Source organism: Pseudobutyrivibrio ruminis (genome assembly GCF_015057245.1).
In the GTDB taxonomy this organism is placed as follows: domain Bacteria; phylum Bacillota; class Clostridia; order Lachnospirales; family Lachnospiraceae; genus Pseudobutyrivibrio; species Pseudobutyrivibrio ruminis_E.
The window spans coordinates 1-22,165 of sequence record NZ_SVET01000014.1; the positions used below are offsets into that span (position 1 = coordinate 1).

Consider the following 22,165-nt stretch of genomic DNA (forward strand, 5'->3'; position numbering starts at 1 on the left):
GTTGCTTCGTTCGACTTGCATGTGTTAAGCACGCCGCCAGCGTTCATCCTGAGCCAGGATCAAACTCTCATGTTAGATGCATAGTTCCATCGAAGATGGGACTATGCTAGTAGCAAGCTTGCTTGCTACATTTAAGTTTAATTCCGAATCAGTATAAAACTGACTTGTTTACTATAAAGGTTTCGTTTCATTAAGAAACTTAAATGAATTTCAAGGATACATGTTTTAAAAACTTGTATTAATTCAAGGTTTGTTTCACTGTTCAGTTATCAATCTTCTCTTTGTTGTTGCTCTCAGCAGCAACTCGTTTATATTATCACGATGTTGTGTTTTTGTCAACAACTTTTTTGATTTATTTTTCTTGATTTTCTTTGAAAAATCAAGGGCTGTGACTCTTTCGAATCAGCTTGTAAATAGTATCATCTGCATTGATTTTTGTCAAGCACTTTTTACTATTTTTTATCGCTGTTTCAGCGAAGCTTTCGCTCACGCGACAGCTTGTTTATAATATCAAACAGCCCTTTTGGTGTCAACAACTTTTTGCAAACTTTTACAAGATTTTTTTCAACGCTTCAACATCCTCTTTTGTAGTGCCCCAACTAGTTGCAATTCTAATAACTGTATGCTCTTCATCATACTTTTCCCAGAAGTCATAAACCACATTTTCTTTAAGTTGTTCTAGCTTGGCATTATCCATAACAACAAAAATCTGGTTAGTAGGATTTTCCATATATAATGTATATCCCTTAGCCTTCAAATCTTCTCTGATAGAATCTGCCCACTTAACACCATTTCTGCCCATAGACATATACAAATCATCAGTAAACAATTCAGCAAACTGAATGCCCAGTAATCTTCCTTTTGCAAGAAGGGCTCCATGCTGTTTGATCTGAGTAATCATATGTTTAGGAGTATTGTTCTTTGTAAATACTACCGCCTCACCAAAGAGAGCTCCAACTTTAGTACCTCCAATGTAAAATACATCACAAAGCTTAGCCATATCCGCCATAGTTATATCGTCAGCTGCTGCGAGTCCGTAGGCTAGACGAGCTCCATCTATGAAAAGAGGTATTTCATATTCATTACATATAGAATAAACTGCCTCTATCTCCTCCTTAGAATACAGTGTTCCATATTCAGTAGGATAAGATATATAAACCATACCCGGATTAACCATATGCTCACAGCTTCCATCTGCATAATGGTCTGCCAGCATTTGTTTTAATTCATCTGCGTGAATCTTTCCTGCATGCCCTGGTAAAGTTATTACCTTGTGTCCGCTATATTCGATTGCCCCCGCCTCATGAACAGCAACATGCCCTGTTGCGGCCGCTACTACTCCATCGAAGTTCTGTAGCATAGAATCAATAACTGTTTGATTCGTTTGTGTGCCACCAACCAAGAAATAAATATCAGCATCAGGACAATTAATGTACTCTCTTATTTTTGCTTTCGCAGAATCACAATATGGATCTTCTCCATAACCCGAAGTAGAAAGCATATTTGTTTCCTCAAGAGCTTTTAAAATATTAGGATGACACCCCTGAGCATAATCGCATTGAAAGTAAAGCATAACATTCCTCCTTTATATATCTAGCTAACACTAATATATAAATGAATACAATAAAAAAGGCAACCACTTTCGTGATTGCCTTATCCAGCGCAGAGGGTGGGATTCGAACCCACGCGCCCTTGCGGACAAACGGTTTTCAAGACCGCCTCGTTATGACCACTTCGATACCTCTGCATGCATCTCTCGAGCACGTTATGTATAATATCATCCTATAAGATGGATGTCAACAAAAAATCGTAAGTTTTTTTGAAAATCCTTGAATTCAGAAAATTGTGACAACACCGCATTTTATCGTACTTTTCTGTATGTTTTTAATGGCGGTTTCTAAGTATCGCTTCTCCGAAGGTTGCGTCCTCTGGAGTAGTGACTTTTATGTTCATATATGAGCCCTGAATCATGTGGACATCATGGTCAGTTGCCATCTCTACTATCATGGCATCATCTGTGATTGATGTGTCCGCATTAGGCATAATTTTATCGTATGCCCCTCTGATAAGATTGTATTCAAAACACTGTGGTGTCTGAACAGTCCATACAGTGCTTCTATCTGGTGTGTCTAATACTTTTCTGTGAGTGTCTGTAATCTTGATTGTATCTTTTGTAGGCATACCTACAACGCATGATTCATATAGAGCAACAGCCGACATACAGCGGTGGATTATATCCTCTGTAACAAAAGCTCTTGCACAATCATGTATCAAAACATAACCATCGTTAATTGCCTGGAGACCTGCGTATACTGAGTCGTATCGTTCCTCTCCACCTTCAACAATAGCAATGCACTTATCTATATGATATCTTTCGATTATTTCTTTGCGGCACTTTTCAACGTCTCCTGGGGCCACTACAAGTACAATTTGAGTAACCTTGCTTTCCTGGAATGTACGAAGACAATGAGACATAAGTGGAGCCCCACCTATATTCATATACTGCTTAGGAACTTCCTGTTCCATTCTTTTACCACTACCTGCTGCAAGTACAATCGCTGTAAATTTATTCATTGTTATCTTTCTCCCAGTTTAAGATTTGGAATAGCATTCAAATCCCAGCTATCCCTTCTGCCCGCTAAATACTCATAGTATCCAGCAGCGCCAATCATTGCCGCATTATCTGTACAAAGTATTGGTGATGGATGATAGAATTCTACACCCTTACTTTTGCACATTTCTTCCATAGCTGCTCTAAGAGTTTGATTAGATGCTACACCTCCAGCTATAGCGAACTTATCCATACCGAACTCATCAATAGCCATGGCGGCATGCTCGCATAAAGTATCTATAACTGTCTGTTGGAAGGATGCTGCAATATCCTTATCGTTTACTTCCTCGCCCTTCATTTGGGCACCATTTATATAGTTTAATACCTGTGACTTAAGTCCACTAAATGAAAAATCATACACTCCATCAGATACCTTTGGACGTGTAAATGTAATTGCATGAGGATTTCCTTCATGGGCAGCCTTTTCGATTTTAGGACCACCTGGATATCCTAGTCCGATAGCACGTGCCACCTTATCAAAAGCCTCTCCAGCTGCATCATCCCTGGTACGTCCAAGGATTTCGTATTTACCATAATCCTCTACTCGAACAAGATGAGTATGGCCACCAGACACTACTAAGCACAAAAATGGTGGCTTAAGCTCCTTATTTTCGATGTAGTTGGCGCTAATGTGGCCCTCGATATGATGAACGCCAATTAAAGGCTTGCCTGTAGCAAATGCTATTGCTTTCGCCTCTGCAACGCCAACAAGTAACGCACCAACTAAGCCTGGACCATATGTGACAGCTATTGCATCCATATCTTCCAAGCCCATATCAGCTTCTTCTAATGCCTGCTCAATTACCTGATTAATTCTTTCTATGTGTTTGCGGGATGCAATCTCAGGAACTACCCCTCCATAAAGTGTATGAAGTGGTATCTGAGTAGATATGATATTACTTCTAACGTCTCTTCCGTTTACAACAACCGCAGCCGCTGTTTCATCGCAAGAGCTTTCTATTGCAAGAATTTTTATTTCTTTAGTATCCATTTATTTCGTCCTCTGTGGACAGCCTCCATGTAAGAATCTTCCAATTACCATTTGAATCTTTTCTCAGGCAGAAATCCTCGTATGTACGAGTATATGAACTTCCTTCACGTACAAAATAGTACGCTGAAACAAAAGCACACTCATAACCATTTATCTTTTTATACTGAACTTCACCCGACTCACTAACAGAGCTCGATACGATAACTCTTTGACGATTATGATAATCCTCTATTTCAAGATTTAACGATGCAACATAAGTATCTTTTGGATTATATTGTAATAGTTCGTCATCCATAAGCTTTCTAGCCTGATCAGCCATCTGTTCAAGCTCATCCTGAGTAAAGTCTTCTGCATAGTAGGCTGTAATTATTCTATTGTACCATTTAACCACTGCACGAGGTGTGGCAGGGTAATTCTTATCAAAATCCTTTGAAATAATTGCCTGTACCTCTGACAGTTCAACACTATCATCTGCGGAAACAGAATCATTGCGGCGTGACAAATAAGCATAGTATCCCACTACAAGAGAAACCATACAGATTACCGCTATTCCTATTCGCAGTACCTTTTTCATCCTACTCCTCCGAAAAATCAAGTTCTATAAACTTGCCGTCTTCTCCCAATTGCGCCTGTGGAAATATATCACAGACAGCTTTCATATATCTTTTATGTCCGGTCATGGATGGGGAAAAATGTGTAAGCCAAAGCTCAGATACATGCGCATCCTTTGCAACCTTTGCCGCTTCATAGAATGTCATGTGTTTATTCTGACGAGCTTTTGCAAGTTTTTCCTCCTCTGCGTACATTCCCTCACAAATAAGCAAGTCCGAGCCCTCGGCTGCTTCTACCAGTGATTGTGTAGGCCTTGTGTCAGTACAATATGTGACCCTCAAGCCCTTTCTAGCCTCGCCCATAACCATTTCAGGGGTGAATGTTTTCCCTTCGAATTCTACTGTTTGTCCCTTTTGTAATGGGTTCCACAGCTGAACCGGCAAGCCCAATGCTTTTGCGCCTTCTACGTCAAATCTGCCTTTTCTAGGTATATCTATCGTATATCCATAGCATAGCACATTATGATTAACTTTGAACGCGTGAATGTGATAACCCATTATCTCGAAACGTTCATCAGGCTCTGTAATTTCATGAAAATGTATTTCAAATGGAAGCTCAGGTGCGATAACCCTAAGTGAATTAACCACCCTTTCAAGCCCCTTTGGACCAACAATTGTAATAGGCTCAGTCCTATCAGAATTGCCCATGGATAACAAAAATCCAGGCAAACCACTGACATGATCTGCATGATAGTGAGTAAGACAGATAATTGAAATAGGATTTGGTGAAAAGCCTGCCTCCCTGAGAGCTACCTGTGTTCCCTCACCGCAATCTATAAGTAACCCCTCGCCGTTAAATCTCATAAGACAAGAAGTTAACCATCTATTAGGAAGCGGCATCATGCCAGCCGTCCCCAACAAACAAACATCTAACATTTATAAATCCTCTATAACCCTTATTGCAAGCTCTTTGACATACAAATAGCATCTTCTATTGGGTTTGAATAAAAGTATTTGCGCTTTCCAATTTCTTCAAAATCAAAGCGTTGGTAAAGATTTCGTGCAGGTGTATTTGAAACACGAACCTCTAAGAATATTGTTTCAACATTTCTTTTGCCAGCCTCAGATATGGTGTATTCCAACAATCCTTTTCCAAGGCCTTTTCCCTGATGCTTTGTATCTATTACTATGTCTGGGAGTTCAGCCTCTGGCGCTGTTATGTATAAAACAGAAAAGCCACAGATTACATCATTCTCTGTGACAACCATAATCAATGAATAATCAGAATCAAACGCCTCCTGAAAAGATTTCATAGACCATGGTGTAGGCATAACCGCCTCTTCTATTTGAAAAATAGCCTGCAAATCTGCTGATGTTGCATGTCTATATTCAAAGGCCATTAAGCTTTCCCTTCCTTTTCCATGCGTTCTCTCTCTGCCTGTGACAATCTGAGATAATCAGGTCTGTGATCAGCCGCTGGCTCGCATTCACCATTTTGATAGTATATCTGGCCTAAAGTTGCAACTGATGCTGCATGCTGTCTGTTCAGATGGGCAGGTGCAAATCTGAATGGAACCTTTATGAGATTTGGTATTTCCTCCTTGAATACAGGAACTCCATCTCCTATAAATGTAACCGGCATCTGTAACTCGTTTATCTTTTCTGCTATTACATGGAAATCTACTGCACACTGACTGTGAAGTGTAGTGAACTGTCCATCCTGATCAAAAGAGTAAATGCCTGTGTATACCTGGCCTCTTCTAGCATCCATGATTGGACAAATAACTCCTGACTGACCCCAAAGATTGAAAGCCAAAGCATCAACTGTAGGCACGGAAACTATTGGGCATCCCAAAGCCAAGCCTAATCCCTTTGCAGTTGCTGATGCAATTCGAAGACCGGTAAAAGATCCTGGTCCTGCTGCCACTGCAATGGCATCGATAGTGTTTAAATCTAACTCAATCATCTTGCCAAGCTCATCAAGCATTGGAAGAAGAGTCTGAGAATGAGTCTTTTTGTACCCCGTAGTGTACTCACCAATTAAATTATCATCCTCTACAACGGCAACTGAAGCAACAAGCCCAGAACCGTCAATTCCTAATATCTTCATACTATATTTGCTCTATCGTAATTTTGCGATAGTCGAATCCTTTTTCTAAATTTTTCTCTATTGTGACCTGGGTGTAATGCTCAGGTAAAATGTCGGTGATAAGATTAGCCCACTCAATAAGAGAGACGCCATCTCCATAGATATAATCCTCGTATCCGATTTCATCCATTTCTTCGATATCGCCTATACGATATACGTCAAAATGATAAAACGGCAAGCGTCCTGTGTCGTAGACCTGAACAATAGTGAATGTAGGACTACAGATTGCCTCGTCTATTTCAAGACCATCTGCAAAGCCCTGGGTGAAGACCGTCTTACCAACGCCCAAATCACCGATTAAGGTGAATACCTGACCAGGACTAGCTTCGCTAGCAAGCTTACGTCCAAGCTTTTCTGTTTCTTCTGGTGAATTTGTTTCTATTACTTCAATCATTTTATTTGAATCTTATAATCCTCTACGTGAGTTTTGATGTATGCAACAGCATCTTCATATTGGTTTGCTATATCTTCCTTTGGGATGATATAAGCATTGATCCTGTTGCTATAAATAAGGAGATAATCCTTCCAAGTGGCTATCTTGTAAATATATTCCCATGGAAGCTCCGAATCCTCATCTGCTACTGGCGAGCTGACAACTATGCCTGTGTCAGTAAAACGGTATGTAAGAGGATGCATAAATACTTCCTGGCCCATCTGTGCCTTAGCTCTCATTTTGAGAGTCATTGGAATGTATAGTAAAAAAACTATGGCCACAAGCGGATATGCCACTCTGTATATTGGTGATAAAACTGAGAAACGCAGTATCCAGACAGCAACTAAAAGCACAAAAAGAACGATTGAAAAAATCCCCTGTGTGCTGGTGTATGCGTGATGGATATTGTAGCGATATAAATCCTCTTCTTTGATTTTTACGCTAAATGTAATTTCCTGTCCCATAATCCCAAAATCTCCCTATTTTTTGATATTTTACCATACTTTTGCACAAAAAAATAGAGCAAGCCGAAACCCCTAACGACTCGCTCTAACCCATTTCTCCTAAAAAGCAAACTGACTGTTACTTTCTCTAACTAAAGTAGAGTATAGGAGTATTAGTTATAATTGTCAATATAATATAGCTTCTATTGATACATTTTGTACAATTACTACAATTTGGCATAATCATTTATGTATATGATTACCCCTTGCAAAATAATTTGTTACTTCTCTTTCTTTCCAAGCTTCATTGTAAGACTGATTCTGCCCTTCTTTTCATCCACAGAAAGGACTTCAACATCAACAATATCGCCTACAGATACAACTTCCAAAGGATGCTTGATATATCTGTCTGTCATCTGAGAAATATGAACAAGGCCATCCTGATGAACTCCGATATCAATAAATGCACCAAAATCAATTACGTTTCGAACTGTACCCTTAAGCTGCATTCCTGGCTTTAGGTCTTTCATCTCCAGTACATCACTCTTGAGGATTGGTTTTGGCATATCTTCTCGAGGATCACGTCCTGGCTTTTCAAGCTCCTTGATGATATCCTCCAAAGTCATCTCTCCAATACCAAGTTCTGTGGATAACTCTTTGATATTATTAATGCTCTTGTGAATATCTTTAAGAGTGCCTGCTGCAATATCCTTTGTATCGAAACCAAGCTTTTCAAGAAGAGCCTTTGCTGCATCATAGCTTTCTGGATGAACTGCTGTAGCATCAAGAGGATTCTTTCCTCCAATAATACGCATGAAACCTGCGCACTGCTCAAATGCTTTTGGTCCAAGCTTTGGAACCTTTTTAAGCTCTGCTCTGGAATTGAATCTACCATTTTCTTCACGATATACAACAATGTTCTTTGCAAGTGTTTTGTTGATACCTGATACATACTCCAGCAATGATGCTGATGCAGTATTTAAATCTACACCAACTGCGTTAACGCAAGTCTCTACAACGCCTGCAAGCGTCTCATCAAGCTTCTTCTGGTTCATATCGTGCTGATACTGACCTACACCTACTGATTTAGGGTCGATTTTTACAAGCTCTGCCAATGGATCCTGAAGACGACGAGCCATAGATGTTGCAGAACGCTGTCCAACATCAAAGTTAGGGAACTCCTCTGTCGCAAGCTTACTTGCAGAATAAACTGATGCACCAGCTTCATTTACAATGATGTACTCAACCTTTTCTGGAATCTCTTTAAGCATATCTACTATTATTTGCTCTGATTCACGGCTAGCAGTACCATTTCCAAGAGAAATAAGTGAAACATTGTATTTTTTGATAAGTGCTTTTATTACTTTCTTTGTCTCTTCTACTTTATTCTGAGGAGCTGTTGGATATACAACTGTTGTATCCAAAACCTTTCCTGTTGCATCGACTACAGCAATTTTACAACCAGTTCTAAACGCAGGGTCCCAACCAAGAACATTGCGACCTGCAATTGGAGGCTGCATAAGAAGCTGTGTAAGGTTCTTGCCGAATACCTTGATAGCTCCATCTTCTGCAACTTCTGTAAGGTTATTTCTGATTTCATTTTCAATAGAAGGCGCAATAAGTCTTGTGTATGCATCTTCTATAGTTGCTTTCAAAGCTTCATTCGTATTTACGTTATCTTTGCTGATTACCTTCTTTGAAAGGTAATTAATTATATCTTCTACAGGAGCCTCGATAGAGACCTTGAGAATCTTTTCTTTTTCACCACGGTTTAAAGCAAGAATACGGTGACCTGGAAGCTTTGCAATTGCTTCATCATAATCATAATAGTTTTCGTATACCGATTCTGCTTCAGCATCCTTCGCCTTAGAGATAATTCGACCGTTTTTGAAAGTCTTCTCTCTAATCCATGTACGATAATCCGCATCATCTGAAATGCTTTCTGCAATAATGTCACAAGCTCCAGCTATTGCATCTTCTACAGTCTCAACACCCTTTTCCTCATTGAGGAAAGCCTTAGCTTCTTCCTCAAGAGATTTGTTTGTCATCTGAAGAATGATGATATTAGCAAGTGGCTCTAATCCTTTTTCTTTTGCGATAGTAGCTCTTGTACGGCGCTTTGGTCTGTATGGTCTATACAAATCATCAACAGCAACCTGTGTTGTTGCTTCAAGAATAGCTTTCTTTAACTCTTCTGTAAGAAGTCCCTGCTCTTCAATCGATGCTAAGCAAGTGGCTTTCTTTTCTTCCAAATTACGTAAATACGTTAATCTTTCTGAAAGTGTACGAAGCTGTTCGTCATTAAGACCTCCTGTAGCTTCCTTACGATATCGAGAAATAAAAGGGACTGTATTTCCTTCGTCCAATAATTTAATTGCTGCATCTACCTGAGCCGGTCTAACCTGAAGCTCTGATGCTATCTGTTTAGTAATATCCATGTTGTAACTCCTGTTTTATTATTTTGCCTTCTTTGGAAATAGAAAAGCGTTTACCTTTGCTGAAAGTTTTATTACAAGCTCTGCTCCGCCCCAACTTAAAAGAAGCATCATAATAAAGGCAACAAACAAATCCTTGCTTGTATAGCCTTGAACATCTCTTGTTGAGAAGAACAGTCCAATTAATGCATGATGTACCAAAATAACACACCAGCTAATTTTTGAAATATAAGCAACTGCTGCATACATTCTACCATCTTCTTTGAGAGTGACATCTCGAAGACCAATGATCATGGCAACTGACCATATCGCAAATGCGATTTCTCCCGCTTCAGCTGAAAGCATGAATAACGCAGACTCAGGCGCAAAGCCCTGCACTAAATAGTGCCCCCAAATGAGAACCGTTATGACAAGACAAACCCACTTAGTCCATGTAGGGATTTGCTTGGTTCCTATTGTTTCATGCATAAGCATTCCAATGTAGAAATAAACTAAAACAAAAAGAGGGTTCATCAGTACATTTATTTGGAATGGATTATAAACAAAAAGCATTACATTGCTAATAATCAAAAGAACTGCAAGGGTTATAAATTTTGCTTTTTTAAGAAGCCAAGCTAGCAGTGGATACACAGCATAACATATAACAATACAAGACATAAACCACTCACCAATAAGGTAGAAGTTGGCCTCAACCTGGAACATCATTCCATCAATACCTAATATTGTATAAATGAATTTCCATGGCTGTACAAATGACGCTGTGATTCCATTATTCACAAAGAAATACAGGCATGTCATCAGTGTGTATGCTACATAAAAAGGAATGTATAATCCCTTAAAGCGTTTAAGATAATACTGTTTAAGTGAAATGGTATCCTCCTTGTTGTACATAAGGGCATAGCCCGAAATAATAAACAAGAAAAGACTGGCTGGTCTGGCCATAACATTAAAGAAATAGTTAATGCCAGGCATTAAAGAATCAGTACCATTTCCTCTATAGATATAGTCCACTGTAAAGTGATAGCAGAATATAAAAATTACTCCAATGACTCTAAGAATATCAAGTCCTATGATTCGCTTTTTCATAAAACACTCCTAACTTAAATTATCTAGTTTAGTATATGCAATGTGGATATAAAAAAGCAAGTGGATAAACCACTTGCTTTCTCTTTATAAGCATGAACCGGATTATACTGCCTCAACATTTCTAGTTGCCACAACATCCACGCCTGTGCCACATACATTTTTAACTACTACATCACCAATGTGAACAGGAGCCTTCATAACGGCTGCATCAATTTCCTTCATTACATCGTCGATTTTATCCTTTGGAATATTACTAGCTGTTTTAACTGAAACTCTTGGCTTATCTCCTCCAAGAATAACAGCTGTAGATGTAACTGTTCTCTCAGGATGTGTCACTTCATTTCTTGCATATTTATCACCGATGCCGCAAGTGTTGCCTGTCACTGAGACAACCTCACCTTCATTCAATTCTACTGTAATCTGGCATCCCATTGGGCAGCCAATACATGTTAACTCTCTCTTTTCCATTTTCTGCCCCTCCTTACTCTGCTTCTATCTTAACTGTAATTTTCTTTAAACCTGGCTTTTCTTCTAGCTTAGATTTAAGCAAGATAACCTGTTCCATCTCTCCAGGAGCCATAATGCGTTTTTTATTATGCATTACTCGCTCGTCATCAAAGTATACGCTTACGTATGAATCCTTATATACAGCGCCCACTCTGAATCTTACAGTAAGTTTATCATCCATTCTTCCAAGGTCGATTGTTGAAGGAACAGTATAGCGAGCACCTTCTGTAGCCACGATTTCAATTTCTTCTCCACCGTTATCAGCAAGCTCACCCTTGATGAATTTAGCTGCATTCTGTCCTGCTCTATCAGCTTCTTCTGAAACATAGTCAACAAGATCATGAACGTGAAGTACATTACCGCAAGCAAATACACCTGGTATGTTAGTCTCAAGTGACTCATTTACGATAGGTCCACTTGTAATTGGACTCATCTCCACTCCTGCATTTCTTGAAAGTTCATTCTCTGGAATAAGACCGCATGAAAGAAGAAGAGTATCGCATGTATATCTTTCTTCTGTACCAGGAATTGGCTTTCCATGATTATCTACCTGTGCAATTGTAACCGCTTCAAGATGTTCTTTGCCTTCAATATCTACTACTGTATGACTAAGCTTAAGAGGAATGCCAAAGTCATCAAGACACTGAACGATATTTCTCTTTAATCCACCTGAGTAAGGCATAAGCTCTGCAACCACTTTAACCTTTGCACCTTCAAGTGTCATACGACGAGCCATGATAAGTCCGATATCGCCAGAACCTAAAATAACTACCTCACGTCCTGGCATATATCCTTCAATATTTACAAGACGCTGAGCTGTACCTGCAGAGAATATTCCAGCTGGTCTGTAACCTGGAATATTTAAAGCTCCTCTAGGACGCTCACGGCATCCCATTGCAAGAATAACTGCACCAGCTTTAATCTGATACATTCCATCCTCTCTGCTCATAGCTGTTACTACTCTATCTTCAGAGATATCCATTACCATAGTGTTCAGCTTATATTCGATTTTTGCATCAAGTACCTTTTCGATGAATCTGTATGCATACTCTGGGCCTGTAAGCTCCTCTTTAAATGTGTGGAGCCCAAAACCATTGTGGATACACTGATTTAAAATACCTCCTAATTCCTTATCTCTTTCAAGAATAAGAATTTTATCTACACCTGCGTTTCTAGCAGCTACTGCTGCTGCAAGTCCTGCTGGGCCTCCGCCAACGATAACAATATCATAATTAAGCATTACTGATTGCCTCCCTTCTGGTTCTTTGTACGATGTGTAACAATCTTTGATTGTCCACCACTCTTTGTAATCTCCTCATAAGGAAGACCTAACTCTCTATGGATAATATCCATAACCTTTGGTGAGCAGAAGCCTGCCTGGCATCTTCCCATTCCTGCTCTTGTTCTACGCTTTACACCATCGAGTGTGCGAGCACCAAGAGGTCTGTGAATTGCATCTAAAATCTCGCCCTCTGAAATAGATTCGCAACGGCAGATGATATTTCCATAAGCTGGATTTTTCTTAATTAATTCATTTCTTTCTTCAAGTGAAAGATTCTCAGGATTTAAAATATCCTTGCGTGTTCCAACCCAATTTTCTTTCTCAGTAAAATTCATTGCCTCTTTAAGAAGATTTGCTACCATCTCTCCAATTGCTGGACTAGCCGAAAGACCAGGAGACTCAATTCCTGCACAATCAACAAATCCCTTAGCATCTTCTACCTCTCCAATGATAAATTCATGGCCGTCTTCATGAGCTCTAAGGCCTGCGAAGGAAGTAATAACTTTTCTCATAGGAAGGTTCTTTACATGGTCGTTGGCCTTTGCAATAAGGTCTCCGATTCCCTCTCCTGTTGTATTTACTCCTTCTTTGTTTTCAATATCAATTGCTGTTGGTCCAACTAACAAATTGCCATGTACTGTTGGTGTAACAAGAACGCCCTTACCAAGGTCTGTTGGCTGAGGGAAAATTGTATGTGTTACATGAGTTCCTGCTTCTTTATCAAGCAAGCAGTAATCACCTCTTCTTGGTGTGATATGTATTTTATTTGCACTAACCATGTTGTGGAACTTATCAGCATATACGCCAGCTGCATTTACAACATACTTTGCAATGTACTCGCCATTGTTTGTACGAAGATGCCACATTCCATCTTCACCTTTTTTGATATCTTCAACTTCAGTGTTAAATCTGAATTCTACGCCATTAACATTTGCATTTTCTGCCATAGCAATATTGAGCTTAAATGGGCAAACGATTCCACCTGTTGGTGCATATAAAGCACCTTCAACGTTATCTGAAAGATTTGGTTCCATTTCAAGTGCTTCTTCTCTGCTTAAAATTCTAAGACCCTTTACACCATTTTTTACACCTCTATCGTAAAGGTCTTGAAGTCCTGGTAATGCCTCCTTGTGAATGCAAACTACCATAGAACCATTTCTCTTAAATGGAACATCCAAATCCTTGCAGATTTCATCCATCATCTCATTGCCTCGAACATTTAACTTGGCCATCAATGATCCCTCTGCTGCATCAAATCCAGCATGAACAATAGCTGAATTTGCTTTTGTTGTCCCCTCACAAACATCACTGCATTTGTCCAAGACACATACATTTACATTGTATCTTGATAACTCTCTTGCAATAGAGCTTCCTGAAACGCCAGCTCCTATGATTACTACATCATACATATTATCTACTCCTTCTTTCTAATCCTTCACTAAGATTTGTCATATAAAAAAGAGTTGGCAAAGAGACGCATCGTAAATGCGTTTCTATACCAACTCCAATCTCACGGTATCATATTATTTAATTAATCAGTCTTTAGCCCAACCTCTTGTGGCTGCAACTGCCTTTGCCCATCCCTTAAGAGCTTCCTTACGCTTTTCGTCTGTCATCTCTGGCTTGAACTCGCGGCAGATGCCCCAGTTCTTGATGACGTCTTCTTTGCTGTCCCAATAGCCAACCGCAAGACCGGCTAAGTAAGCAGCTCCCATAGCTGTTGTTTCAACACAGCAAGGACGAACTACGTTTGTATTTATTATATCAGACTGGAACTGCATCAGGAAGTTGTTGTTTGATGCACCGCCGTCAACCTTTAATGAGTTGAGGTGCTTTCCTGAATCAAGCTCCATAGCGTGTAAAACATCGTATGTTTGATATGCAAGTGATTCAAGTGTAGCTCTGATGATATGGTATTTGTTAACACCACGTGTAAGGCCTGTGATTGCACCTCTTGCATATGGATCCCAATATGGAGCGCCAAGACCTGTGAAGGCTGGAACTACATAACATCCGTTAGTATCATTTACTCTAGTTGCAAAGTATTCTGAATCAGGTGATGAATCTACAACCTTAAGCTCATCACGAAGCCACTGAATAGCAGCGCCTGCAACATATACTGAACCCTCAAGAGCATAAGTGATTTTGCCATCAAGACCCCAGGCAATTGTAGTAAGCAGATCATTCTTTGAGAAGATTGGCTTATCACCTGTGTTCATTAACATAAAGCAACCTGTGCCGTATGTGTTTTTGGCATCTCCCTCATTGAAGCATGTCTGTCCAAACAATGCAGCCTGCTGGTCGCCTGCAGCACCGGCAATTCGGATTGGACCACCAAAGAATTCTGGATCAGTCTCTCCGTAAATGCAGCTTGAAGGCTTTACCTCTGGAAGCATACTCATTGGAATATCAAGTATCTGGCAAAGCTCCTCATCCCACTCAAGAGTGTTGATGTTGAACAAAAGTGTTCGTGAAGCATTTGAATAATCCGTAACATGAACCTTGCCTTTGGTAAGCTTATAGATTAACCATGAATCCACTGTTCCAAAACAAAGCTCGCCTCTTTCAGCTCTTTCACGTGCTCCATCTACGTTATCAAGAATCCATCTTAATTTAGTTCCTGAGAAATATGGATCAAACTTTAATCCTGTTTTTGACTGGAACTTTTCAACGATTCCTGGAATTTTGCCTTTCATTTGCTCTGCAAAATCCGATGTTCTACGGCACTGCCAAACTATCGCATGATATATTGGCTGGCCTGTAGCTCTATCCCAAACAATAACTGTTTCTCTTTGATTTGTAATACCGATTGCAGCAATATCATCTGCTGTAGCACCGATGCTTCTGACTGCTTCACGAGCTACTGAAAGCTGTGTCTGCCAGATTTCGTTTGCATCATGCTCTACCCAACCAGGCTGTGGAAAGAACTGTGTGAATTCTTTATTGACCGCTGCACACATCTCTCCTTTTTCATTAAACAGAATACATCTGTTGCTTGTTGTTCCGGCATCTAATGCCATTACATATTTACCCATTATTACTCCACTACTCCTTCTATCATTTGGTAGAAATACCTGGTACTGCGCTATAGCTTCCAGACTGCTTCATTTGTAGAAGATACTGCAAGCACCCCATTATTAAGCGCATTCATAACATCTTCTCTATCTGAAATAAGTCCTCCAGCAATAACTGGAACCTTGCTAATACTGTTTATCTTTTTGATAATCTTTGGCTGAACTATTCCAGGGAGAATCTCGATGACATCTGGCTGAGCTATTCCGTGGCGGTCCTGCTTTTCGATATTAACAAGAGCCATACTATCTATCACGAAATACCTGAGCACTGTGTACATTCCAAGCTGATTTGCTCGCTCAATCAAGCTTCCTTTAGTGGTAATTATTCCATCTGCTTTGACGGTATTCTTGATGTAGTCTACTGCAACATCCTTACCACTTCCAAGGCCTGCTATTAAATCCATGTGCACCATAGCCACCTTGCCAGCTGACTTGATTTTTTCGACGATGTCAGAGATGTTGCAAATATCCCCATACAGAATGAAGATTATTTCGCACTCTGTCTTTAAGGCTTTTTCAAGGCCTTTATCATCTTTGACTGCTGCAATAACTGGATTGTTCTCTAGCTTTTCGATAAACTCTCTGTTCATAGTTTATTCTCCTAATCGTACTGTCTTTATTTAGACATAAAAAAAGAATATGCCTAAATAGACAAGGAGAAAAATCCTTATCACAGCCACATTCTCTTCTCTCACGGGCACATATTATCTTGTAAGTTAATAATACACTTAGATTTGGGAAATATCAATATATTTTTGCTGAATTCCCAAGCCTAAGTGTAAATAATTGACAAATTTGTAATTAGAAAAATAATTCTTCCAAAACTACAGCTAATCCTTCTGTATGATTGATTCCTTCTGATAATTCTGATTTTACGAAGAAATCATCGGTTATTCTATCATCAAACTGTTTGTAGGCTTCGATGAAGCTATCATATACGCCCGGTATATCGAACATATAACCAATGAGAACCACTCTGTCAGGGTCGATCAAGCTGATTGCGTTGCGAACATTGTGAGCAAGACGGTGTATCTTTTCGTCTAAAATTTCTTTAAGTGGTAAGTCACCAAGACCACTCCACTCCTTTATGTTCATAGGTGTCATCTGATTGCCTTTTGCAATCCATTCCTGAAGACAAGGCATAGTCTTATCTGATGCTTTGATATCGTTGATAATTGCATGCGTTGAAATGTAGGCTTCCAAACAACCTTTTCTTCCGCAATTGCAAACTCTGTCTTCACCAGAGGTCATGTGACCAATTTCTGCCGCCATACCATTAGCACCTTGGTAAATGTGTTGATCAACGATTATAGCTGAACCAACACCTGGCCCCCACTTCAAAAGAAGCAGATTACCTTCTTCTTTTCCTCTTCCAAAGTAAATTTCACTTTGAGCATAAGCTTTTAAGTTATTCTCAACGATAATTGGAAAACTCAGCTCATCTTTAACAATATCTGCAATCCTAACTTCGTCTGTCCAGATATTGTAGGTATTCAGGGAAATTCCACGTGCTCTATCTACTTTTCCTGGAACTGTTACTGCCACGCCAAGAATTGTATCCTTGAGGATGTCATTCTCCCAAAGGATTCTTTTGCACTCGGAAGTGATTTGTTTAAGAAATACTTCTGGCATTGTTTTTTTATCTGTAGGCATTGAATAGCTACATGTTACATTGCCTCTTAAATCTGTAACCGAGATATATGTTTCATCAGCCTCAATAGCAATGCAGAGAACTTTTTTATAGTCATGGTTAATATCCACAAGAATTTTCTTGCGGCCCGCACGTTTTTCTTCTTCTGCCTCCCCTAATTCTACAATAACACCTTCTTCCAAAAGCTCAGTGGTTATCAATGTAACAGAGGCGGCTGTTAACCCAACCGCCTCAGATATATCTTTTCTGGACATTGCTCCATTGTTATTGAGTAATCGGAGAATTGAAGAACGGTTATTTATTTTTACGTTTTCTAAATTGATTCCCTGATATTTCATACTCATTATTCTACACCATTTGCTTAGAAGCGTACAACTTCAATATCTAGCATGTTTCCAAGTATTTCTAACTCTTCGGATACGTTTTTATAGATTACAACATAGTGTGGCTCCCAGCCATGCTTAATCGTTTCCTTTACAATCTTTTCAGCTGACTCATTTGTCTTCACTACAATAGATGCTCCATTGAACTGCTTTGGTTTATCCATTACTTCACCATCTGCAATAAAGAAGCGGAACTTACCTTCAGCCGTACGTCCTACTCTGAAAATTGTTGCTTCATCAGAAGACTTACAACCAAAGTCCATAACAGGACCTATCTTTCTATTTGGGTGAACTCCGACAGTTGCACCTGTATCACATCTTGCCAAATTGCAAGCCGCCATTCCACAATGCCAAAATGTTATTGAGCTCTCCTCTTCATCCATGGATACTGGATCTCCAAAGAATGTGGATTCTCCAGTAAATGCAGTTCCAATAAACATTGAAAGAGCGCCATATACATCAGCCTCGCAGCTTGCCGGAACGTTGATAGCATTAAGTAAAGAAAGTACCATACATACTGGTGTGCCAAATTCTGTAAAAAAATCTGGCCAGCATCTGCTGGAGATTGCACCAATATGATTTTCTTCTACGTATGTTTTATATGCTTTATAAAGACGTGCAAAATCTTTGATATTTTGCTCAGGCATGTTTGAAAGACCAACTACCTGTCGCTTAGCATCCTCAAGGTACTCCGCACACTCTTCATCAGTGTATTCTTTTGCCTTGTTAATAAGTTCTCTTGCCTCAATCGCCTCAAGAGTAACTCCAAATTTGCTCATAAGCTCTGCATCAAGAGCTCTACCAAAGCCAAATCCCTGAGGAGTATGACCAATAGCAGACATCTTTAAACCTGTGAGTTCTACTTTGACTTTTGCTGCTGCAATTGTTGCTGCAAGAGCCAGCTTAACCTTTTCCTCTGAAGGCGCACCAAAGACATGTTCAAACTTTCCTTCACCTCTAAATGCGCAAATAGCATTAGCTGCAGAGTATGCTCCTGTAAGTGAGTTGCTACGAAGTCTAGTGCCATCAATAACTGGCTCTCTGAGTGTCCATAAAAGGATTGGGCAATCAAAGCGTCTTAATACTTCACTTGCATATGCAGCATTTGCAAAAGTAATGTTTTGCAAGATGACTAAATCAGGATTCTTGTCCGAGATGAAATCTGCCACTGAATCTACAGTAAGCAAGATATCATCTGGCACAATAATATCCTTATCGATTGATTTTAGTAACTCAATAGAATTGTTAAACTGTTCGTGAGCAGTTACCATCTCGTATGTACCTACGCCGATTGGTACATAAATAACCTGAAATTTCATTTATTATGCCTCGTTTCTTTCATTAATTTATTAAGCTGACTTCTCCATCTTTGCATGCTCAGCTTCCATCTCAGCAATGTTTGCTGCGTTTAATGCCTCAATCTTCTTATTCATCTTCATAAGAGAAATTACAAGAAGAACTGTAAGCACTAAGATTACAAGTGAGATTGGACGTCTAAGGAAGATTGTGTAATCTCTGTCGTAAGCCATTGAAGCTGTTACGAAGTTTTTCTCCATAATATCTTCCAAAATCATACCAAGCATAAGTGGTGTATTATCAATATCAAGGATTGTCAAGATGTAGCTGAAGATAAGAACAGCTGCGCAGATGACTAATTCCTTGGTATTGCCTGTTGCTGCAAAAGAACCAGCAAAACAGAACATGATAATAAGTGGAGCAAGATATGTGTAACGTACCTGTACAATCTTTGCAACGGTACGAGTCATTCCAAGACCAATTGGGAAAAGCAAAATGTTTGCAATTAAGCATCCAAGGATAATTGTGTAAGCCATGATGCCCTGCTTTGTAAACATTGTAGGACCAGGAGTGATTCCGTGAAGGACAAAAGCTCCAAGTAGAAGAGCTGTTACACCATCACCAGGAATACCAAGTGTCAAAAGTGGAATCATTGCTGAACCAACAACTGCGTTGTTAGAAGATTCAGCAGCTGCAATTCCTTCAAGTGAGCCCTTACCGAATTCCTCAGGATGCTTAGATGTACGTCTAGCTTCTGAGTAGCATAAGAACTGTGCAACACCGCCGCCTACACCTGGCATAGCGCCAAGGATTGAAGCAACTGCTGATGAACGAAGGATTGCTGGGATAATACCTCTTCTCTCTTTTCTTGTAAGTCCTTCCTTGTCGATTTTGTTTGCATCGTCAAGTTTTCCGTCTGAAAGTTTGAAATCACGAAGCTTCTGAACTACCTGAGTAAGTGCAATAAGTGCGATCATAGCTGGAAGCAAATCGATTCCGTATTTAAGTGTGCTTGTTCCGAATGAATATCTAGTAACACCTGTTACAGCATCCATACCCATACAAGCCATGAAAAGTCCAAGCATACCAGAAATAATACTCTTTGGAAGTGAATTTCCAGATACACCTGCGATAAGTGAAATACCAAGAATACCCATTGAGAAATACTCAACTGAAGTAAATCCTGCTACAAGCTTTGTGATAAGTGAAGCACAAAGTAAAAGTAAAATTGCTGAAAACAAGCCACCACAAACAGAAGCAAAAAGTGATGTATCTAAGGCCTTCTTAACCTTACCCTTCTTAGCTAATGGATAACCATCAAAGGTGGTAGCAATAGCTGAGTTGGTACCAGGTGTGTTAAGTGTGATGGCACTGATAGAACCGCCGTACATTCCGCCTACATATACGGCCAAAAGTAAGATAATTGCTGTTGCTGGGTCATCAATTGTGTACGTAATAGGTAACATAAGGATGATTCCAAGCATAACTGAAAGTCCTGGTATACATCCTACTATCATTCCAATTACAAGACCAATCAGGATCATGAGCAGGTTATTAAAGGTAAAAACCTGAACCATTGCCTGTGCAATCATTTGAAAGTCTCCCATAGTAAAACACCTCTCTAGAATAATAGACCTGCTGGCAACGATACCGTAAATACGTATTTAAATAAGAAGTAAATTCCTACAGCTGCCGCAATTGTAAAAATATAAATAAATGGTTTTCTTTCTCCGCAGTAGAAAAGAATAACGATAAATGTGATTGCTGATGCTGGAATAAATCCAACTAAAAGCATAAGTGCAACATATAAACAAAGTATTGCAATAAGTAAAATTGCTGGTTTTTCTTTATTCCAGTCGAACTCTACAATTCTCTCTTTTTTAAATACAAGACTTTGAATAATGAGTACAACTGAGAAAAATAACATAAGTACCAAGCACATGCCTGGGATGATTCTAGGGCTTGGTGCACCTGAATCGTATGCTGGAACTCTTACCTGGTATGGCATGATTAAAAGAAGAATCAAACTAAGTGCCCCCATGATTATTCCAGACCAAAGATTTGTTTTTATTTTAATTTTCATGTCTCAACCTCTTTAATATAAGAGTGGAACCTAGTCCAAGGCTCCACTCTAAAAACAAAATCATTTATTACTTAAGATTATCGTATGCCTTGAGCGCCTTCTCGCAAGCTTCGTCCATAAATGCCTGTGCATCATCACCATATAACTGGAAGTTATTAAGCATTACTGATTCAATCCATCCATAATAATCCTCTGACTCCCATACTTGCTTCATGATTTCAGTCATGTCGTTGTAGAATTCATCATCACATCCCTCATGACAAGCAAGTGTTCCACCTGCTGGAAGAATGCAACTAGAAAAATCGATAGAAGCATCAAGTTCTGGAGCCTTTGCATCACCTACAACAGTAGGAACTGTGATTGCTCCATCAGGAGTAGTAAATCCCTCAAATGCTGTATCAGAGAATGCAAGAATTGGAATAAGTGTACCAGCTTCAACCTCATCCTGAGCTGCCTGTGTTGTACCTACAAATACATCAACTTCACCATTTACAAGGCCCTGCTTCTGCTCAGCACCTCCATCATAGCCAGAAACTACTGTTACTTTTCCACCTTCTAATGCAATGAGTGAACCAAGTTCCAAGTGGCAATCTGAAAGTGGATTTCCACCCGACATCTTAATTCCTTCAGACTTTGCCTTTGCAAGGATAGACTCTAATGACTGATCTGGTGTTGTGTAAAGAATCCAAGTTCTATCATCAACAGTGCCAACAGGCTTCATTGCTGTTCTGTCGAAATCAACCTCTTCTGTACCATAGGTTTTTCCTAAATCATGTCTGTAGCAAAGACCATATCCAAATACCAATAAATCCTTTGTATTTGCATCTTCATCCGCAAAGAATGTTGCTGCTGCGAATCCATCTCCACCCGTCATGTTTTCAACTACGAAATTGTAATCACTCTGAATTGAGTTTGCTGTTTTAGCATATGTACGAGCTACTAAGTCTGCTGTACCACCCGCACCATAGCCACAAATAATCTTTACTGTTTCACCGCCGTTTGAAACTTCTTCCTCTGATGATTCCTCCTGTGTTTCTGCAGAATCAGTAGATGCTGTTGCACCTGTAGCTCCTCCGCAGCCTACAAATAAAGCTGCTGACATAGCTGTTGCCATTACTAAACTTAATAACCTTTTCTTCATTACTTTTCCTCCATATACATTATTATTATTTAAAACGAATCTTATTCCC

Annotated in this window: 21 protein-coding genes, 1 tRNA gene and 1 rRNA gene; all 23 read right to left on the bottom strand. The window is 39.5% G+C overall.

Features of this window, described 5'->3' with window-relative positions; all coding sequences use genetic code 11:
• Window positions 1-75: ribosomal RNA gene (locus tag E7274_RS10985) — 16S ribosomal RNA — on the bottom strand; the annotation flags it as partial.
• Window positions 76-550: 475 nt separating this feature from the next.
• Window positions 551-1,573, bottom strand: coding sequence for a threonine aldolase family protein (locus tag E7274_RS10990; protein WP_304175942.1), 1,023 nt, complete (start codon window positions 1,571-1,573; stop codon window positions 551-553).
• Between the two features lie 88 nt (window positions 1,574-1,661).
• Window positions 1,662-1,747, bottom strand: a tRNA-Ser gene (locus E7274_RS10995).
• Between the two features lie 137 nt (window positions 1,748-1,884).
• A complete protein-coding gene (ispD, locus tag E7274_RS11000) occupies window positions 1,885-2,574 on the bottom strand; it encodes a 2-C-methyl-D-erythritol 4-phosphate cytidylyltransferase (protein WP_044938538.1) in 690 nt (229 codons plus the stop codon).
• A gap of 2 nt (window positions 2,575-2,576) precedes the next feature.
• Window positions 2,577-3,602, bottom strand: coding sequence for a tRNA (adenosine(37)-N6)-threonylcarbamoyltransferase complex transferase subunit TsaD (tsaD, locus tag E7274_RS11005; protein WP_044938540.1), 1,026 nt, complete (start codon window positions 3,600-3,602; stop codon window positions 2,577-2,579).
• Window positions 3,592-4,176, bottom strand: a complete 585-nt coding sequence (locus E7274_RS11010; protein WP_044938542.1) for a DUF6715 family protein — start codon at window positions 4,174-4,176, stop codon at window positions 3,592-3,594. The genes tsaD and E7274_RS11010 overlap by 11 nt, the downstream gene beginning before the upstream one ends.
• A 1-nt stretch (window position 4,177) precedes the next feature.
• Window positions 4,178-5,089 (bottom strand): ribonuclease Z, encoded by a 912-nt coding sequence (locus E7274_RS11015; protein WP_044938544.1) that lies wholly within the window; start codon window positions 5,087-5,089, stop codon window positions 4,178-4,180.
• A gap of 20 nt (window positions 5,090-5,109) precedes the next feature.
• Complete coding sequence (gene rimI, locus E7274_RS11020) at window positions 5,110-5,553, bottom strand: ribosomal protein S18-alanine N-acetyltransferase (RefSeq protein WP_304175944.1); 444 nt, start codon at window positions 5,551-5,553, stop codon at window positions 5,110-5,112.
• Window positions 5,553-6,263 carry a tRNA (adenosine(37)-N6)-threonylcarbamoyltransferase complex dimerization subunit type 1 TsaB gene (gene tsaB, locus E7274_RS11025; protein WP_097077128.1) on the bottom strand — a complete coding sequence of 237 codons (711 nt, stop codon included), beginning with the start codon at window positions 6,261-6,263 and terminating at the stop codon, window positions 5,553-5,555. The genes rimI and tsaB overlap by 1 nt, the downstream gene beginning before the upstream one ends.
• A 1-nt stretch (window position 6,264) precedes the next feature.
• Entirely contained in the window at window positions 6,265-6,696 is a 432-nt protein-coding gene (gene tsaE / locus E7274_RS11030) for a tRNA (adenosine(37)-N6)-threonylcarbamoyltransferase complex ATPase subunit type 1 TsaE (RefSeq protein ID WP_033153220.1), read from the bottom strand.
• A complete protein-coding gene (locus E7274_RS11035; protein ID WP_044938555.1) occupies window positions 6,693-7,199 on the bottom strand; it encodes a YcxB family protein in 507 nt (168 codons plus the stop codon). Before E7274_RS11035 ends, tsaE begins: the two co-directional genes overlap by 4 nt.
• Before the next feature lie 260 nt (window positions 7,200-7,459).
• Entirely contained in the window at window positions 7,460-9,616 is a 2,157-nt protein-coding gene (locus tag E7274_RS11040; protein ID WP_304175946.1) for a Tex family protein, read from the bottom strand.
• An 18-nt stretch (window positions 9,617-9,634) separates the two neighbouring features.
• Window positions 9,635-10,699: an acyltransferase family protein gene (locus E7274_RS11045; RefSeq protein ID WP_304175948.1), complete on the bottom strand. Its 1,065-nt coding sequence runs from the start codon at window positions 10,697-10,699 to the stop codon at window positions 9,635-9,637.
• Between the two features lie 102 nt (window positions 10,700-10,801).
• Window positions 10,802-11,167 carry a DUF1667 domain-containing protein gene (locus E7274_RS11050; protein WP_074791572.1) on the bottom strand — a complete coding sequence of 122 codons (366 nt, stop codon included), beginning with the start codon at window positions 11,165-11,167 and terminating at the stop codon, window positions 10,802-10,804.
• Window positions 11,168-11,180: 13 nt separating this feature from the next.
• Entirely contained in the window at window positions 11,181-12,446 is a 1,266-nt protein-coding gene (locus E7274_RS11055; protein ID WP_090482690.1) for an NAD(P)/FAD-dependent oxidoreductase, read from the bottom strand.
• Window positions 12,446-13,897: an NAD(P)/FAD-dependent oxidoreductase gene (locus E7274_RS11060; RefSeq protein WP_304175950.1), complete on the bottom strand. Its 1,452-nt coding sequence runs from the start codon at window positions 13,895-13,897 to the stop codon at window positions 12,446-12,448. The genes E7274_RS11055 and E7274_RS11060 overlap by 1 nt, the downstream gene beginning before the upstream one ends.
• 126 nt (window positions 13,898-14,023) lie before the next feature.
• A complete protein-coding gene (gene glpK, locus E7274_RS11065; protein WP_074791578.1) occupies window positions 14,024-15,523 on the bottom strand; it encodes a glycerol kinase GlpK in 1,500 nt (499 codons plus the stop codon).
• Between the two features lie 50 nt (window positions 15,524-15,573).
• Complete coding sequence (locus E7274_RS11070) at window positions 15,574-16,152, bottom strand: glycerol-3-phosphate responsive antiterminator (RefSeq protein ID WP_304175952.1); 579 nt, start codon at window positions 16,150-16,152, stop codon at window positions 15,574-15,576.
• Window positions 16,153-16,363: 211 nt separating this feature from the next.
• Complete coding sequence (locus E7274_RS11075; protein WP_304175954.1) at window positions 16,364-17,557, bottom strand: ROK family transcriptional regulator; 1,194 nt, start codon at window positions 17,555-17,557, stop codon at window positions 16,364-16,366.
• A 17-nt stretch (window positions 17,558-17,574) separates the two neighbouring features.
• Window positions 17,575-18,915, bottom strand: a complete 1,341-nt coding sequence (locus tag E7274_RS11080; protein WP_304175956.1) for a fucose isomerase — start codon at window positions 18,913-18,915, stop codon at window positions 17,575-17,577.
• 30 nt (window positions 18,916-18,945) lie between these two features.
• Entirely contained in the window at window positions 18,946-20,499 is a 1,554-nt protein-coding gene (locus tag E7274_RS11085) for a tripartite tricarboxylate transporter permease (protein ID WP_304175958.1), read from the bottom strand.
• 14 nt (window positions 20,500-20,513) lie between these two features.
• Window positions 20,514-20,975: a tripartite tricarboxylate transporter TctB family protein gene (locus E7274_RS11090; RefSeq protein WP_304175960.1), complete on the bottom strand. Its 462-nt coding sequence runs from the start codon at window positions 20,973-20,975 to the stop codon at window positions 20,514-20,516.
• A 67-nt stretch (window positions 20,976-21,042) separates the two neighbouring features.
• A complete protein-coding gene (locus E7274_RS11095) occupies window positions 21,043-22,116 on the bottom strand; it encodes a hypothetical protein (protein WP_304175962.1) in 1,074 nt (357 codons plus the stop codon).
• Window positions 22,117-22,165: the final 49 nt, after the last annotated feature.

Bases quoted from the DNA above. Each gene is read 5' to 3' on its own strand.
- E7274_RS11050 (WP_074791572.1), bottom strand. From the start codon at position 11,167: ATGGAAAAGAGAGAGTTAACATGTATTGGCTGCCCAATGGGATGCCAG.
- E7274_RS10990 (WP_304175942.1), bottom strand. From the start codon at position 1,573: ATGCTTTACTTTCAATGCGATTATGCTCAGGGGTGTCATCCTAATATT.
- E7274_RS11070 (WP_304175952.1), bottom strand. From the start codon at position 16,152: ATGAACAGAGAGTTTATCGAAAAGCTAGAGAACAATCCAGTTATTGCA.
- E7274_RS11090 (WP_304175960.1), bottom strand. From the start codon at position 20,975: ATGAAAATTAAAATAAAAACAAATCTTTGGTCTGGAATAATCATGGGG.
- E7274_RS11075 (WP_304175954.1), bottom strand. From the start codon at position 17,557: ATGAGTATGAAATATCAGGGAATCAATTTAGAAAACGTAAAAATAAAT.
- E7274_RS11095 (WP_304175962.1), bottom strand. From the start codon at position 22,116: ATGAAGAAAAGGTTATTAAGTTTAGTAATGGCAACAGCTATGTCAGCA.
- E7274_RS11085 (WP_304175958.1), bottom strand. From the start codon at position 20,499: ATGGGAGACTTTCAAATGATTGCACAGGCAATGGTTCAGGTTTTTACC.
- E7274_RS11080 (WP_304175956.1), bottom strand. From the start codon at position 18,915: ATGAAATTTCAGGTTATTTATGTACCAATCGGCGTAGGTACATACGAG.
- E7274_RS11040 (WP_304175946.1), bottom strand. From the start codon at position 9,616: ATGGATATTACTAAACAGATAGCATCAGAGCTTCAGGTTAGACCGGCT.
- tsaE (WP_033153220.1), bottom strand. From the start codon at position 6,696: ATGATTGAAGTAATAGAAACAAATTCACCAGAAGAAACAGAAAAGCTT.
- ispD (WP_044938538.1), bottom strand. From the start codon at position 2,574: ATGAATAAATTTACAGCGATTGTACTTGCAGCAGGTAGTGGTAAAAGA.
- E7274_RS11045 (WP_304175948.1), bottom strand. From the start codon at position 10,699: ATGAAAAAGCGAATCATAGGACTTGATATTCTTAGAGTCATTGGAGTA.
- E7274_RS11060 (WP_304175950.1), bottom strand. From the start codon at position 13,897: ATGTATGATGTAGTAATCATAGGAGCTGGCGTTTCAGGAAGCTCTATT.
- rimI (WP_304175944.1), bottom strand. From the start codon at position 5,553: ATGGCCTTTGAATATAGACATGCAACATCAGCAGATTTGCAGGCTATT.
- E7274_RS11055 (WP_090482690.1), bottom strand. From the start codon at position 12,446: ATGCTTAATTATGATATTGTTATCGTTGGCGGAGGCCCAGCAGGACTT.
- E7274_RS11015 (WP_044938544.1), bottom strand. From the start codon at position 5,089: ATGTTAGATGTTTGTTTGTTGGGGACGGCTGGCATGATGCCGCTTCCT.
- E7274_RS11035 (WP_044938555.1), bottom strand. From the start codon at position 7,199: ATGGGACAGGAAATTACATTTAGCGTAAAAATCAAAGAAGAGGATTTA.
- E7274_RS11010 (WP_044938542.1), bottom strand. From the start codon at position 4,176: ATGAAAAAGGTACTGCGAATAGGAATAGCGGTAATCTGTATGGTTTCT.
- glpK (WP_074791578.1), bottom strand. From the start codon at position 15,523: ATGGGTAAATATGTAATGGCATTAGATGCCGGAACAACAAGCAACAGA.
- tsaB (WP_097077128.1), bottom strand. From the start codon at position 6,263: ATGAAGATATTAGGAATTGACGGTTCTGGGCTTGTTGCTTCAGTTGCC.
- tsaD (WP_044938540.1), bottom strand. From the start codon at position 3,602: ATGGATACTAAAGAAATAAAAATTCTTGCAATAGAAAGCTCTTGCGAT.